The sequence below is a fragment of the Niallia sp. RD1 genome (genome assembly GCF_024219955.1).
Taxonomy (GTDB): Bacteria; Bacillota; Bacilli; order Bacillales; family Cytobacillaceae; genus Niallia; species Niallia alba.
Genome location: NZ_CP100420.1, coordinates 972,991 through 987,240, shown reverse-complemented (window position 1 = coordinate 987,240; position 14,250 = coordinate 972,991). Strand labels below are relative to the sequence as shown.

The 14,250-nt window shown below is 36.7% G+C and carries 15 protein-coding genes and 2 pseudogenes; 10 read left to right on the top strand and 7 right to left on the bottom strand.

Annotated elements, in window-relative coordinates; all coding sequences use genetic code 11:
* Window positions 1-220 precede the first annotated feature (220 nt).
* Both NKG37_RS04645 and NKG37_RS04640 read left to right on the top strand, forming a co-directional pair.
* Complete coding sequence (locus NKG37_RS04645) at window positions 221-775, top strand: hypothetical protein (RefSeq protein ID WP_254415881.1); 555 nt, start codon at window positions 221-223, stop codon at window positions 773-775.
* Window positions 776-802: 27 nt separating this feature from the next.
* Window positions 803-1,474: a transposase gene (locus NKG37_RS04640; RefSeq protein ID WP_254415880.1), complete on the top strand. Its 672-nt coding sequence runs from the start codon at window positions 803-805 to the stop codon at window positions 1,472-1,474.
* A 40-nt stretch (window positions 1,475-1,514) separates the two neighbouring features.
* Here the strand turns inward: NKG37_RS04640 and bshB2 are convergent, their stop codons facing one another.
* From bshB2 to pdxK, 3 genes are all read right to left on the bottom strand, one after another.
* On the bottom strand, window positions 1,515-2,189 hold the full coding sequence (gene bshB2, locus NKG37_RS04635) for a bacillithiol biosynthesis deacetylase BshB2 (protein WP_169189404.1): 675 nt from the start codon (window positions 2,187-2,189) through the stop codon (window positions 1,515-1,517).
* 68 nt (window positions 2,190-2,257) lie between these two features.
* A complete protein-coding gene (locus NKG37_RS04630) occupies window positions 2,258-2,605 on the bottom strand; it encodes a YojF family protein (RefSeq protein WP_016202548.1) in 348 nt (115 codons plus the stop codon).
* A 107-nt stretch (window positions 2,606-2,712) separates the two neighbouring features.
* Window positions 2,713-3,540 (bottom strand): pyridoxine/pyridoxal/pyridoxamine kinase, encoded by an 828-nt coding sequence (pdxK, locus tag NKG37_RS04625; RefSeq protein WP_040343113.1) that lies wholly within the window; start codon window positions 3,538-3,540, stop codon window positions 2,713-2,715.
* A gap of 285 nt (window positions 3,541-3,825) precedes the next feature.
* Here pdxK and NKG37_RS04620 point away from each other — a divergent pair, with 285 nt between their 5' ends.
* Genes NKG37_RS04620 through NKG37_RS04610 form a run of 3 tightly spaced genes read left to right on the top strand, consistent with a single transcriptional unit; the run spans window position 3,826 to window position 5,557 of the window.
* Window positions 3,826-4,287: a molybdenum cofactor biosynthesis protein MoaE gene (locus tag NKG37_RS04620; RefSeq protein ID WP_016202546.1), complete on the top strand. Its 462-nt coding sequence runs from the start codon at window positions 3,826-3,828 to the stop codon at window positions 4,285-4,287.
* On the top strand, window positions 4,284-4,517 hold the full coding sequence (gene moaD, locus NKG37_RS04615; protein WP_016202545.1) for a molybdopterin converting factor subunit 1: 234 nt from the start codon (window positions 4,284-4,286) through the stop codon (window positions 4,515-4,517). The genes NKG37_RS04620 and moaD overlap by 4 nt, the downstream gene beginning before the upstream one ends.
* A gap of 17 nt (window positions 4,518-4,534) precedes the next feature.
* On the top strand, window positions 4,535-5,557 hold the full coding sequence (locus tag NKG37_RS04610) for a MoeB/ThiF family adenylyltransferase (RefSeq protein ID WP_254415879.1): 1,023 nt from the start codon (window positions 4,535-4,537) through the stop codon (window positions 5,555-5,557).
* 41 nt (window positions 5,558-5,598) lie between these two features.
* On the opposite strand, the gene NKG37_RS04605 is transcribed toward NKG37_RS04610, so the two are convergent.
* A complete protein-coding gene (locus tag NKG37_RS04605) occupies window positions 5,599-5,925 on the bottom strand; it encodes a YflT domain-containing protein (protein ID WP_016202543.1) in 327 nt (108 codons plus the stop codon).
* Window positions 5,926-6,121: 196 nt separating this feature from the next.
* On the opposite strand from NKG37_RS04605, the gene NKG37_RS04600 reads away from it, so the two are divergent.
* Window positions 6,122-6,871, top strand: coding sequence for a DUF4230 domain-containing protein (locus NKG37_RS04600; protein ID WP_254415878.1), 750 nt, complete (start codon window positions 6,122-6,124; stop codon window positions 6,869-6,871).
* A gap of 13 nt (window positions 6,872-6,884) precedes the next feature.
* Entirely contained in the window at window positions 6,885-7,562 is a 678-nt protein-coding gene (locus tag NKG37_RS04595; protein WP_254415877.1) for a uracil-DNA glycosylase, read from the top strand.
* Window positions 7,563-8,222: 660 nt separating this feature from the next.
* On the opposite strand, the pseudogene NKG37_RS04590 reads toward NKG37_RS04595, so the two are convergent.
* Window positions 8,223-9,658, bottom strand: a pseudogene (locus tag NKG37_RS04590) (DDE-type integrase/transposase/recombinase).
* 165 nt (window positions 9,659-9,823) lie between these two features.
* Here NKG37_RS04590 and NKG37_RS04585 point away from each other — a divergent pair.
* The gene (locus tag NKG37_RS04585) at window positions 9,824-10,114 is read left to right on the top strand and encodes a YwdI family protein (protein WP_016202540.1); all 291 of its coding nucleotides are present in this window, start codon (window positions 9,824-9,826) and stop codon (window positions 10,112-10,114) included.
* Between the two features lie 285 nt (window positions 10,115-10,399).
* Here the strand turns inward: NKG37_RS04585 and NKG37_RS04580 are convergent, their stop codons facing one another.
* A complete protein-coding gene (locus tag NKG37_RS04580; RefSeq protein ID WP_016205480.1) occupies window positions 10,400-11,641 on the bottom strand; it encodes an IS110 family RNA-guided transposase in 1,242 nt (413 codons plus the stop codon).
* A 303-nt stretch (window positions 11,642-11,944) separates the two neighbouring features.
* Here NKG37_RS04580 and NKG37_RS04575 point away from each other — a divergent pair, with 303 nt between their 5' ends.
* Together NKG37_RS04575 and NKG37_RS04570 are read left to right on the top strand one after the other, a co-directional pair.
* Window positions 11,945-12,316, top strand: a complete 372-nt coding sequence (locus tag NKG37_RS04575; RefSeq protein ID WP_254415876.1) for a DUF423 domain-containing protein — start codon at window positions 11,945-11,947, stop codon at window positions 12,314-12,316.
* A 104-nt stretch (window positions 12,317-12,420) separates the two neighbouring features.
* Window positions 12,421-13,628: pseudogene (locus NKG37_RS04570) on the top strand (YibE/F family protein).
* A 102-nt stretch (window positions 13,629-13,730) separates the two neighbouring features.
* Here the strand turns inward: NKG37_RS04570 and gerQ are convergent.
* Window positions 13,731-14,174 carry a spore coat protein GerQ gene (gene gerQ, locus NKG37_RS04565; RefSeq protein WP_254415875.1) on the bottom strand — a complete coding sequence of 148 codons (444 nt, stop codon included), beginning with the start codon at window positions 14,172-14,174 and terminating at the stop codon, window positions 13,731-13,733.
* Window positions 14,175-14,250: the final 76 nt, after the last annotated feature.

Sequence of the window (14,250 nt, the reverse complement as noted above, 5' to 3'; positions counted from 1 at the left end):
ATGCAAGGATGGATTTTTTTGCATCAGCTTTTTTCAATAAATAATAGTTATGTAGAGAAAGAAAATTATTATTTTAAAATGATTAGAACTTATGCTTTAATAGAGAACACCTGCGACTTCAGTCGTGGGACGAATCTCTTTTCTTTTTTGAAAAAATAAAATTGAATATAGAAAACGTATGTTCTGTTTGGTAAAATAATCTTAGAGAGAGGTGCGGAATTTGAAAAATACGGAGAAACAATTTGGAGTACAAAAAGAAATATTGAAGGTAAGAACAAAAAAAGAATATTTAGCATTGCGTAAATTAAGTCAATTAAGCAAGAATATGTACAATGTTGGTTTGTATTCGGTTCGCCAACACTTTTTTGAAACAAAAAAATATTTCCCCTATAAGGAAAATTACCATGCATGTAAATCCAATGAGAACTACAAATTAATGGGTTCGGCAGCGGCGCAACAAACGCTCAAAAAAGTGGAAGAAAACTTTAAAAGTTTCTTTGGGGTGTTGAAAGTAAAAGGTCAAGGAGCAAGGATTCCACGTTATTTGGAAAAAGATGCTCATTTTGAATTAAGTTACCCACAATTTAAACTACAAAAAGATGGGACATTCTATATTCCTGTTTCTCCTGCCTTTAAAAGAGAATACGGAACGATTAATGTTCGTTTCCCTTCAAATTTAGCCCCCTCAGAAATTGCTGAAATAAGCGTCCTTCCTAAATATAACGCACATTATTTTGAAATCGAGTATGTCTATAAAAAACAAGTAGAACAGTAAAAATTAAACAAAGATGAAGCACTTTCTTTGGATTTAGGAATAGATAATTTCATTGCCGGTATCGATACACTAGGTAATACTTTTTTAGTTTCTGGTAAACGAGTAAAGTCCTTGAACCAATGGTACAATAAAGAAATTAAACGGTTACAGTCTATGAAAGATAAACAAAATATTGCCCACCTAACCAATCGACAGGTTTGTTTGTTGAGAAAAAGAAACAATGTATTACGCGATTTTTTAAACAAAACAACACACTACGTTATCAAACATTGTTTGGCTAACGGAATCGGTAAACTAGTTGTTGGACTCAACAGGGGTTGGAAACAAAACATTAATATCGGAAAGAAAAACAACCAAAAATTTGTACAAATTCCACACAGTAAGTTCATCAAAAAAGTTGAAAATATGTGCAAAAGACACCGCATTGAACTCATCGTTCAAGAAGAAAGCTATACTTCAAAAGCTAGTTTTCTAGATAATGATGAACTCCCTGTATATAATAAAAATTCGAAAGAAAAGCCCGTTTTCTCTGGAAAACGAGCGTTTCGAGGGCTATACAAAACATCTAGGTCTATTTTGGTGAATGCTGACCTAAACGGAGCAGCAAATATTTTAAGAAAATGTAACCATACATCCGAACTGTCGGACAAGGTGGCTAGGGGGCTTTTGGCAGTCCCGATGAGAATAAAATTAGTATAACCAAAAGGTTTATTAATCAGTTCTTATAGAATCTCGGTACTTAAGTGCCGAGTAGTTCAAATGTCCAATATCGCTCTGTATATAATCTAGTTAGCACATCTGGTTCCTGATTATTTAACCCCTCTTGAAGAGTAGCTGCATATTGTTGCGTTTGAGAAAGATGGGCTGCAATTGTTGCTATTTTTTGCTCTGCAAAATTTTGAACATCGATTTCTATATCCGGCTGTCCAAGATCTTCTTCACAATTTTTCGAGAATGCTACACAATAAAGTTTGGGTCTATTAGCAGCATCTCTTTTTTCAATAGCTTTTACAACGGCTGCTCCTGTCGCGTCATGATCTGGGTGAACAGAATATCCTGGATAGAAAGTAATAACTAGAGACGGATCTAGTTCATCTAGTAATGCAGTAAATTCATCAACTAGTACTTCCTCCTTTAGGAATTCAATCGTTTTATCACGATAGCCTAACATACGGAGATCTTCTAATCCCATTGCTCTTGCAGCTTCCTGTAATTCGTTTTTGCGAATTTCTGGTAAGGATTCTCTTGTTGCAAATGGTGGGTTTCCTAAATTTCGTCCCATTTGGCCAAGTGTTAAGCAAGCATATGTGACCGGAACTCCTTCGTGTATAAATTTAGAAATGGTACCAGATACACCAAATGCTTCATCGTCGGGATGGGGGAAAATAACTAATACTTGTCTTTCATTTTCCATTTATACTCCTCCTTTCATGAAATGGTAATCATTTATTTTTTAAGAATATTTCATGCTATTTTACTTTCTCATTCAAATGGTGTTTCACTTATTTGTAAGGCAACTGCCAATTTTCCTGTGAAATCTAATCCTGCTAATAATAATCTATTTTTTTCATCCACTTCATAATGAGTAACACCTTCTGCATAAACCCAGCCAATTCCCGTTTTTAAGCCAACTCGATAGGGACCGTTTCCTGTGATCTTGCCATATTCATAGGAAAGCTGTGCATTGCGGATATAGGCGCCGGAGTTAAAGAAGGTTTCGTCATTATGTGTAGCATAGGCGCCATTAGTCGTTTCTAAGTGAATATATATTTCTTTTTCACTCAAACGCTCGATTTCTTTTTGGACTTTCTCGATTTGTACAAACTCCAAAGAATATCCCTCCTTTTTACTAGTCTATTTAAAGGGAGAAAAATGGTCAGGGCATTTTTTTCTTTTATTCAAAGCAAAGAATGCTGTGAGACCATTTTTAACCTCTTTTACTTAATACGAAGCTTCTCTTTTTCGTTACGATATGCTCCGTGCATAGTTGGGCCAACATACTCATTTAACTTAAAGCCATTGCGAATAGCGGCAGTAATAAAGTCTTTAGCTGTTTGAACAGCATCTTTTACTGTTGCACCTTTTGCTAATTCAGCTGTAATCGCAGCAGAGTTTGTGCAGCCTGCTCCATGTGTATAGGTTGTATCAATTAGTTCACTCTCTAAAATCGTAAATTCTTTTCCATCATATAGAAGATCGATTGCTTTTTCATGTCCTAATTTGCTGCCACCTTTAATGAGAACATATTTTGGTCCAAGTGCGTGAATTTTTACTGCTGCCTCTTTTAAATCTTCTATTGTTTTAATAGGCTCATCTGTTTGTGCAAGCTGCCAAGCTTCAAATAGATTAGGAGTCACTACCGTTGCTCTTGGAACAAGCAATTCGCGAAGAGCATCAGCTGTTTCTGGGTGAAGGACTTCATCTTCTCCTTTACAGATCATGACAGGATCAATAACAACATTTTTAATATTGTTCTCATCAATTAGTTTTGCTGCTGCTTCAATAATTTCAACAGAACCAAGCATTCCGGTTTTCATTGCATCAATACCTACAGATAGAACAGTTTCCAATTGAGCGTTTACTGTGTTTATATCCTGTGGAAAAACATTATGATGCCAATGATTTTTTGGATCCATTGTTACGATTGTCGTTAAAGCGGTCATTCCATAAACGCCTAGTTCTTGAAATGTTTTTAAGTCTGCTTGAATACCTGCACCACCACTAGTGTCAGATCCTGCTAAAGTTAATACTTTCTTCATTGTTATGCCTCCTATGTAATTGCCACTTTTTAGCGAAAAGTAATTTTGTTTGATTGAATAATTGTAGACTATTTTAATTAATCATACAACTTTTGCGCCATCCTTGCCTTAGTTTGGTTCTCATGTCGTTTTTACATACCAATCGAAGGAAGTTAAAGGCGTAAGGTGATAATAAGTAAGAGAATTCTGTCTACATGTATGGTAATCTTTATATATATTTTTTACGATGGAAAAGCAAGAAGCAATATAAATGCTCAAGGAAATAGAGAATAATGCAGAGGGGATATAGCGATGAGGTTTGAAATAATAGATCAGCCGATTAATATACAAAATGTTATTGATAAAGTAATAAGAAGAAATGCGGGTGCTGTTACTACGTTTATTGGGACAGTGAGGGAAATAACAGCAGGGAAAAAAACACTATTTTTAACATATGAAGCTTATACTCCAATGGCAACAAAAAAACTTGCGCAAATAGGCGAAGAGGTTAAGCGGAAATGGGGAGATATCGATATTGCTATTACTCATCGAATTGGCAAGCTAGAAATTAGTGATGTCGCAGTAGTTATCGCTGTTTCCACTCCGCATCGAAAGGATGCTTATGAGGCAAATCAATATGCAATCGAAAGAATAAAAGAAATTGTACCTGTTTGGAAAAAAGAGCATTGGGAAAATGGAGAAGAGTGGATCGGCAATCAAAAGGGGACTAAAATGTATCCCAATGGTAAGCCAGGTGAGGAGGAATTACATTGATTACATTGCTTTTTTTTGCGGGTGTGAAAGAAACAATAGGAAGCGAGACGTTAACATTGAAAGGGAAACAACAGACAATAGCGCAAATTAAGGAGTACTTACTAAATACATATCCATCTTTATCCCTTCAAGGAGTAATGGTAGCGGTTAATGAGGAATTTGCACTGGATGAGGATATTGTGAAGGAGAACGATACAGTAGCTTTTATTCCCCCTGTTAGTGGAGGATGAGGAAGGAGTAAATGCAAATGAATCAGAAGAGATATTCACGCCAGATACTATTTTCTTCTATTGGAACAGAGGGGCAGAGAGAAATTAGGACGAAACATGTGCTAATTATTGGTGTTGGTGCGCTAGGATCGTCCATTGCAGAGATGTTATGTAGAAGTGGCATTGGGAATCTTACTATTATAGACAGAGATTATGTGGAGAAAAGCAATCTTCAGCGACAACAATTGTATACAGAACAGGATGCAAAAGAGCGGATACCAAAAGCTGCTGCTGCAGAAAGAAGATTAATGGAGATTAATAGAGAATGCAGCATTAAGAGTATTGTTGGGGAAGCAACGGTAGAGCTATTGGAGCAGTTAGCGGAGAGCGTTGATATAATAATGGATGCAACTGACAATATGGAAATAAGAATGATTGTAAATGATATAGCGGTGAAGCATGAAATACCTTGGATTTATGGAGCTTGTGTAGGGAGTTCTGGAATGAGCTACACGATTGTACCAGGAGAGACACCGTGTTTACATTGCCTAATAAAATCTATGCCGATGACCGGTATGACATGTGATACTGTAGGGATTATCGCTCCGACTGTTCAATTAGTAGTTTCCCATCAAGTGACCGAAGCGTTAAAAATATTAGTCGGAGATAAAGCTTCCTTACGAGGAACATTTTTAACCTTTGATTTATGGAAAAATGAACACCATAATATTAAAGTTAATCGCGTGAAAAGGGAGGACTGTCCAACTTGCGGAGAAAATCCGACTTATCCTTTTTTGAAAAAAGAAAACCAGACAAAGACAGCTGTTTTATGTGGAAGAGAAACGGTTCAGATTCGTCCTTCTAATCCAAAGGATATCCCATTTCAGCAACTAGCAGAAAGTCTTCAGAAGAAAGGATATACAGTGAGGCAAAATCAATTTCTCCTCAGTGTTCAATTAGAGGCGAACAGAGTAGTGTTATTTAAAGATGGCAGAGCGTTGATACATGAGACAAATGATGTAGTATATGCTAAAACTCTTTATGACCAATTATTAGGATAGTAAAAAAAGCCTCGCGCTGTTATTTCAACGCGAGGCTTTTCTTATTGTTCAAGTGAACCAACGACAACTAATTTACCTGTATCTAAAACTTCCTCGTATTTAGCGGCTTCTGCTTCTGTTAATCCGACTGATTGCATTTTTGAACGCAATTCGTCACCTCTTTTTCGGAAAACATTACTGATGGAATCCAGTAGTCCTTGTTCCTTCATGGATACATTTCCTGTTTCCGTTGCATTTGTTAAGTCTTCTGAACGATCCTTATCGTGGGCGAAAATATAAATGTTTTCCTTTTTATACCCTTGGTTTTCTAATGCGTTAATAATGTTGCTTGCTTGTACACCATTTTCTACTATTTCTACTTTATACATAATGATAGCCTCCTATTAATGTGGAATTTATCTATGTGTTTTATATACCTCTTATAAAAAAGATGAAACTCTTTTTCCATTGGTAATATTTTCATTGTCTATCCCTTGGGAAATTATACATAGACAAATATCCCCACAATCGACAAAATTCCCTATATAATATAATTAAGAGAATCATAGAAACAGGAGGGGGCAAATGGTAAGCAAAAAAGAAAGAGAACAAATTAATCGAGAGCTAAGCGCTGGACAAAAGGAACAGGCAAGTACAACAATGGAGTTAAATAACAGAAGAGGATTTCGATTTCCTCGATTTGGTTTATATAAAGTAAAGAATCGGATAAATAGAAAAATCATGCTTTTTTTAAGTATTTTAGTAGTGGGGTTGATAGTCGGAATAGTTGGGCTTTGGAAAGTTGCTTTTCCAAAAGAACCAGTAGTAAGAACAGGTGCTTATTTAGAACAGATGAAGGATTTATCAACATTAGCCACCTCGCAGGCCTTTGTAAAAACAATCTTAGAAAAAGAAGATAACGAGATTTTTGGAAAGGGAATTGAGGCAAATATTCCAGGAACGAAACGAAAAATACTATTAGTGGGACCTGGTACACTGACAGCTGGAGTAGATTTATCGGAAATAACAGAAGAGCAAATTAAAATTAATGAAGAAGAGAAAACAATTTACATTCTATTACGAAAAGCGGGCTTTCTTCAAGATCCTTCTATTAATTTTGATGAAGTAGAAACGTATTCTGTTTCTGGCATTTTTAGAGGAGAGGTGGAATGGGAAGAAGCTTATAGCTTAATGGATGAAGCAAAGGAAGCGATGAAGGAAGAGGCTGTGGAACAAGGACTATTGGTAAAAGCAGAGGAAAATGCCCAAAAGACATTGAAAGAATTCTATGGGAGACTAGGATATACTGTTGAAGTAAAGTTCACAGGGGAATAAAGGAGGGGGAAGCATGACCGCATCATGGCAACAATTATTAGAGCAGGAGCGCCAAAAGGATTACTTTATTCAATTAGAATCCTTCTTAGAAGTAGAGTACAGGGAATCAACTATTTATCCAAAACGCGAAGATATCTTTAATAGTTTAACGTTCACTCCATATGACAAAGTAAAGGTAGTCATTTTAGGACAGGATCCTTATCACGGTCCCAATCAAGCACACGGATTAAGTTTTTCCGTTAAGCCGCAAGTAAAAATACCACCATCTTTAAAAAATATCTTTAAAGAGCTTCATGAAGATTTAGGGTGTCCTATCCCGAATCACGGCTATCTAAAGAGCTGGGCCAATCAAGGGATCCTTCTGTTAAATACGGTTTTAACCGTTCGTGCAGGACAAGCTAATTCTCATCGTGGAAAAGGGTGGGAAATATTTACAGACCAAGTAATAAAAATGCTGAATGAAAGAGAGGAGCCAGTTATTTTTGTATTATGGGGCAATCCTGCCCAAAAAAAGCTTGCTCTTATCGATCAAAAAAAGCACGGTATCGTCTTATCAACACACCCAAGCCCGCTTTCAGCACATCGAGGTTTTTTAGGAAGTAGACCGTTCTCTACGATTAATCGCATGCTAGCAAATGGGGAACAGCTTCCTATCAATTGGTGTATAGATGATTTTTTGGAAAAAGAATAATATAATAAAGGAAATATACATGAGCAGTGATTTCTCCAGATAGGAAAAGAAATCGCTGCTCATCGTGTGTATTTTCCTGCAAGGGATTGGAAGGGTATAGAATGGACAAGAATAAGGTAAATTGCTATAAAGTGAAACTTCCATCAGTAGGGTTCCTCATCCCCCACTGATGGTTAGTTGAACCATTTGGACCTTTACGGACAGTTGATTTCCACTTATTTTTCTCGTATTCTCATAAGCTTGAGGAGGGCTTACTGTCCTGTCCGCTAAAAGTGGGATAAATGTAAATTCTACTATGTTACATGGGATAGTCAGTTCCCTAAAGGTGTAAGGCATTCCAATTTAAAGCAAGAATGCTGCCATCTGTCGAAGTAAAAAGAGCATCTGGACACGAATGTCTTCGTTTCCAGGGGTAGTGTCAAAACTTCTATGAAAAAGTAACCTGAAGTCTTTTTCTTCTTTCCTTTTTGAAGTGGAGAGGCTCGCAATCGCTCTTGACAAACACACCAATGGTTTGAATTCAGGTTATCAAGGGCGAAGGGGACAAAAGAAGGCATGCCAAATAAGCCCTTGATTTTTTCCATTTTAAACCATTGGTAAGTTCGGTTTGTCAAGAGTTCGCTCCGCCGATTGCTGGTTCAGGGCTCAGCTAAACAAAAGCTAGGTTGTTTGTTCTATAATCCAATCTTGAGCTAATCCAATTAGCTTAGTCCATCTTGCTGGCATATTGGGAAGCTGAAGTAACTCTGGATGAATCACAGGTACTTTTCCTTCTAAGGCTGAATGAGGCCGTAGAAAGTTAAAGTATGCGACAAACAAAGTGACGAAAGAAACAGATCCATGATCAGATCCAAACCCATGAGTCGAGCGATAATTTCCTTTAAACGTTCGATTGAGTCGTTCAATAATTTGCTTGAGTGGTCGGTATTCTGTTGATACTGGATCTTCGTTGGTTAATCCAATGACTTGCTTCACATCAAACGAAATATCATGTTGGGCAAAGAAATGTTGGGCTAATAGGTAAATCGGATTGCCATCTACAATAAACGTGAGGTTTTTAGGGATTTCCTTCATCTTTAGAAGAACCTCATCGATAGCCAGAATGGCTGACTGAGTATCTCGATTAGGAGAAACAGGATAAGACAGAATAATCTTTTTTACGGCATCAAAAAAGAAGAATAAATAATGCCAGCGACCTTTCACTCGAATGTAGGTCTCGTCTCCACAGAATTGATCAGAAAGCTCATAAGGATAATGGTCCACATAAGGTTTAAGCATCAGTGCTACGCTATTTTCGTAATTCAAAATGCTTTGGTGGGAGATGGATACACCATGTACATCCTTCATGAGTGCAGCTGTTTTACGGGCTGACAACCCATAGTTCACATGGTAGGTCAAAATCAGTCCCAATGTATGTGGCGACACATATAGTCTTGATAAATCTAACTTTGGTTTCTGAGGTGAACGCTTCGATAAGGGTTGGTAATGATACGAAACTGACGGAAAATATAACGCATTTTAAATGCCTGTGGATCCTTTTTAAACTGTTTTTTCTCTTTTGAAGATAGTCCATTTTGTTTCTTTTGGTAATAAGAACAGTCGTTGTTTTTACACTTGAATACATCGAAATCTTTTCTCTCTTTGACCTTTTCAAGCGTTTTAGCACAGTGAGGACATTTTAAAATTGCCTCTTTTGAATAATGATTTTTTTGGTTAAACAAACATGTACACACCTTGCATTGATACTGTCCCTTGTCTCCGTTATTTGCATAAAGAAAATCAGATGGAGCACCACACTTTGGACATTTTATGCTGGAAGGAACAGTTGTTTTTGAATTTGAGTGTCTTCGAACAGGTTTAAGGGGTTTCCCATTTTTCTCCTGATACTCATTCAACAGAAGTTTATAATCAAACTTTTGTAGGGTTTCGATGATTGGGAGGTCGTCTACCTGTAGTTTTCGATAAGGCTTATTTACAGGTTTTTCTACAGGTTTATCAAACATACTTTTCCCAATCAAAAGAGTGAATAATGTTCGAATAACCTGATCTTGGTACTTAATAAAAGTAAGTAAATAGGTTATAATTTGAGGGTACAAATTGTCACTTCCTTTTCTAGGTTGTTGAGAGTGTCGTAACCTCAATTATCCTTAGAATTCAGGGGGTGGCAATTTTTTTGCTTATAAAGCCCTCTCAGATAGGATTTAATAACCTATTTACTATAAAAGTTTTGACAATACGTTTCCAGGCAAAGGAGGGATGAAATGAATATCTCTATACAACAATTATTAGCTAAGATAGAAGATCAGTTAGCAGAAGCTAAAACAAGCAATTCCGATGCAAGAATAAGAGAAAGAGTCTACGCGATTAAATCCTTATGTGAATTGGTTTTAGAACAGGAAGGAATACAAGGCGTAACCTATCAGCAACCCGTTCAGCAACCAACCTTCCAAGCTGTTCAAGCGCCATTAACCATTCCAAAACAAACCATACAGACACAAACAAATAAAATAAAAATGGAAGAAGGAAATGGCGATTCCTTATTTGATTTTTAGGTTTGAAGAGAAGTCTGCTTGACTCTACGGAAAATGTGGGAAAGTCTGAGAACCTGCAGGAGTGCAACGGATCGTTAATTTAGTAGTGCTTAGTTATAGGAAGAGTCTATCTGCAGAAAGCACGAATAAGGTGCAACAATCAACACTTCATACATAGATCCATTTATATAAAAAGTTAAAAAGAAGGAGATAAGTCTGAAATAATTATTGAAATCACTATCTCAAAAAGAATGCATGACAAATAAACCATCATTGGATGATTTTTTTAAAATTTATACGACAAAATCAAGATGCTTCTAACACATGATAACCATGGTTTTTAGCTAATAAAATCGCTTGTTCTACCGTGATTTCACGGTTTACTGGAAGAACATCCGATTTTAAATATAATTCAGCGTTATAGGCTTCTTTCTTTTTGAGAATATTGTAGATAGCTGTTAAAAGCATTCGTGCAATCGCAATAATTGCTCGTTTGTGACCACGGCGTTTTCTTAGCCGTAGGTAACGGTTTCGAATTTCGGGATGTTTTTCACTTTTAACCACTGCGGTTGCACATTGCACCAAAAGTGGTTTTATGTAACATCCAGCTCTTGAAATTCTTACTGACTTTTTCTTGCCGGCACTCTCGTTATTTGTGGGTGTAAGTCCTGCCCAGGAGCATAAATGCTTAGCTGTCGGAAACACGTCCATATCAACACCTATTTCGGAAACCACGGCAATGGCGGAAAAAATGTTTTTAAAAGACGGAACAGTTAAGATTAAGTTGATTTCATCATGGTAGGACGCGGCAAGTGAAAGAATAATTTTTTCAAGATCTGCTTTACGGGCTCCAAGGTCTTCATAATGTTGTTTAATAACCTTTAATTTTTCAGCCTGTTCAGATGTAATGTATCCATCAATAGCGAGCTCGAGTTCAGGAAGTTTATGCTTCATGGAGCCATGAATTAAAGGTTCTAAATCAAATGAGGTGTCTAATGGATCCTTTAGTAGCTTCTCAATAATGTTCATGGAGCTTTTGCCGAAGGTATCCGAAACAATATTTCCAAGCTGAATATTAGACACAGTTAAACTGTTTTGAAGACGGTTTTTCTCACTCGACATAAAGTTAGTCAGCTTGAAGCGATAACGCATAAGGTCACGAAGCTGCCTAATCTCAAGTGGAGGCATAAAGCTTCCGGCTACAAGATCATGTTTAAATAAATCAGCAATCCATTTAGCATCTTTTTTATCGGTTTTTTTACCGCGGATTGCCTTGACATACTTAGGATGCGCCAAGGTGATGTTACAGGAATCTTCTAGTACATTGAACACAGGAATCCAGTATTTCCCGGTAGATTCCATACAAACATCCTGACAATCATTTTCACAAAGCCATTGTGACAGCTCAAGCAATCCTTTTGTATAGGTTGAAAAGCGATGGCGTTTGTAAGTGGTTACTCCTTTGGAAGTGGAGGCAATACAAGCCACAACAAAGGATTTGTGGACATCAATTCCACAACAAATGGGATAAACAATTTTTAAAGCCATAGGGAAAACTCCTTTATAAGATTTATAGGGATAGACAACATTGACTGATTGCCCAGCGATAAACGAGTAATGTTTATACAAAGATAAGTCTGCGTGCTCGAAGTCACACTTATTTGTGCTTGGAAAGGCAATCTACACATATAAAAATGCGGTCACTCCACAACTGGAGCAGCCCACTCACCTCCGCGTGATTTGTAGTTGATTGGTATCCCTATGGCTATAGATTTGCCAAAATAACGCTCAGTGCAAACTTGTTTCATTACGTTTTGTGCCTTGAGCGAAGCGAAAGGAATGGATATAAAAATGAAAGCTTTTATCATTATCGGAGCAATTAATGCTCTATTATCGGTAGCTTTAGGAGCATTCGGTGCCCATGGGTTAGAAGGGAAAATACCAGAAAAATATCTTGAAACGTGGAAAACAGGTGTTACTTATCAAATGTTCCATAGTACGGGATTAATTCTAATCGGTTTACTCTTAGGGAAATTTCCAGAAAGCAGTTTGTTGAATTGGGCAGGATGGCTAATGTTCATTGGAATTATCCTATTTGCAGGAAGTTTATACATATTGGCCGTTACCCAAATCAAAATACTAGGAGCTATTACACCAATAGGTGGAGTAGCATTTTTGACAGCGTGGCTATTAATTATTGTCGCTGCTTGGAAATGGATGTAATTGGATCGTATAAAAAGGATAGGTAAGCAAAGGATTGATATTCTTACCTATCCTTTTTTCTTACTTTTCCAAAAGAAAAAGTACTTTGTAGTAGGAGGTTACTCTTGAAAGTTATATTTAGCAAATTTAATAAAATGAGCAAGAAAAAGAAACTCTTTTTTATTGTCGTTTTACTTTCATTTATAGGGTCTATCGTGTTTGTGCATAACAATTACTCCTTCTATGAAAAGCCAATAGCAGAAGTCGTAAAAACGTAACTAATAGATAAAACGGAAGTAAAGGATCAATTTGATAATAAGGATTATATTTTTATTCAGCAAATTATTGGGGTAGTGAAAAATGGGAAGGAAAAAGGGAAACAAATTTATCTAATGAATGAATATTCTTCTTCTAAAGCCAATAATGATGAATTCTATGTCGGAAATGAATTATTTGTTCATATTGATTCTAAGTTAGGAGAGAATGGCTATCTGAAAGGAAGCGTACAAGATGTAAAAAGAGATACATATTTGTTGATGATTGGGTGGGTTTTTATTTTTGCCTTGCTATTTGTTGGTAAAAAACAGGGCTTGTATTCTCTTATTAGCTTGATTATTAATGCCGTCATCTTATCCGTTGCATTGGACGTTTATATAAATACGTCTGAAAAGAGTCTGCTGTTAATTTGCAGTATAAGCGTGATTATCTTTACGATTATTTCCCTTATACTTGTGAGCGGGCGAAACGAAAAAACATATGCTGCGATTATAGCGACCTTACTAGGTACTTTTATTTCTCTATTTATTACTTACTTTGTTTTATGGTTAACTTCAGAAAAAGGCCTTCGCTATGAGGAATTACAATTTATTACGCGTCCTTATAAATTGGTCTTTTTGGCAGGACTATTTCTCGGATCCCTCGGCGCTGTTATGGACGTCGCCATTACCATGTCTTCTTCGATATTTGGATTGTATGAAAAGAATAATAATATATCTGTTAAAGCATTAGTAAAGTCAGGAAGGGAAATTGGGAAAGATATTATTATCACAATCCATCTATTAGTAGAAAAGAATTGTACAAAGCTGGATTAAGTATTGGAAAAGATATTCTTGGTACAAGTACGAATACGTTATTTTTTGCTTTCTTTGGTGGCTACCTCGCACTGCTGATTTGGTTTAAAGATTTGTCCTATACGTTAGGGGAAATTGTAAATTCAAAAATATTTGGGGCAGAAATGATTACGATTCTTAGTGCAGGAACAGGTGTTACACTTGTAATCCCTATTACCGCATGGATAACTGCCTATTTTTTGGTGAAAGATAAAACGTCATAACTTAATATAAGGGGGGGACTTTTTGAAGTCCCTTTTTGTGCCTCTAAATCAAAGCATAAAAAAGTACACCACTATATAAGTGATGCACGGAATTTCTCTTTGTTATCTAGGTGGATATGTAGTCAAGTTTGGTGCTGCAACGCCATACGGATACTCATACTCAATCTCTTCATCAAAAGTGACATAATCGATATATAGCATGGGCAGTAAATAACGAATTCCAGTTTGCGGGTCGCTTAAAATAAGATGGTCACGCCCTGCTGCTTCAACAATGCCTTTAAAGATTTTAGCATTCCATTCTCTATTGTTTTCAAATGTTGCATATACGGTTGCGATTTTTCCTTTGTTAAGACGTAAAATATTCTCGATATAGGATACTTCAAGTGGCAGCTGTCCTGGCAGTGTAGTAGGTGTAGGAGTAGGGACCCCTTGTTGTATTGGTGTTTGTGGCTGATACACTTGCTGATTTCCATAGGTAGGAATTTGCCCGGGGTAAGTCCCGTATCCTTGTGGATAACCGTAGTTTCCATAATTTGATTGACTCATTTTCATCCCTCCATAGTCTTCTATTCAATCTTCCCATACATACTTCCATCATTCAGAAGTTGACCATAAAATTTAC

Excerpts from the sequence above, each read along its gene's own strand:
- NKG37_RS04605 (WP_016202543.1), bottom strand. The coding sequence starts at position 5,925 with ATGTATAAAGTAGAAATAGTAGAAAATGGTGTACAAGCAAGCAACATT.
- NKG37_RS04575 (WP_254415876.1), top strand. The coding sequence starts at position 11,945 with ATGAAAGCTTTTATCATTATCGGAGCAATTAATGCTCTATTATCGGTA.
- NKG37_RS04595 (WP_254415877.1), top strand. The coding sequence starts at position 6,885 with ATGACCGCATCATGGCAACAATTATTAGAGCAGGAGCGCCAAAAGGAT.
- NKG37_RS04600 (WP_254415878.1), top strand. The coding sequence starts at position 6,122 with ATGGTAAGCAAAAAAGAAAGAGAACAAATTAATCGAGAGCTAAGCGCT.
- NKG37_RS04580 (WP_016205480.1), bottom strand. The coding sequence starts at position 11,641 with ATGGCTTTAAAAATTGTTTATCCCATTTGTTGTGGAATTGATGTCCAC.
- NKG37_RS04585 (WP_016202540.1), top strand. The coding sequence starts at position 9,824 with ATGAATATCTCTATACAACAATTATTAGCTAAGATAGAAGATCAGTTA.
- NKG37_RS04620 (WP_016202546.1), top strand. The coding sequence starts at position 3,826 with ATGAGGTTTGAAATAATAGATCAGCCGATTAATATACAAAATGTTATT.
- bshB2 (WP_169189404.1), bottom strand. The coding sequence starts at position 2,189 with ATGGAAAATGAAAGACAAGTATTAGTTATTTTCCCCCATCCCGACGAT.
- NKG37_RS04610 (WP_254415879.1), top strand. The coding sequence starts at position 4,535 with ATGAATCAGAAGAGATATTCACGCCAGATACTATTTTCTTCTATTGGA.
- gerQ (WP_254415875.1), bottom strand. The coding sequence starts at position 14,174 with ATGAGTCAATCAAATTATGGAAACTACGGTTATCCACAAGGATACGGG.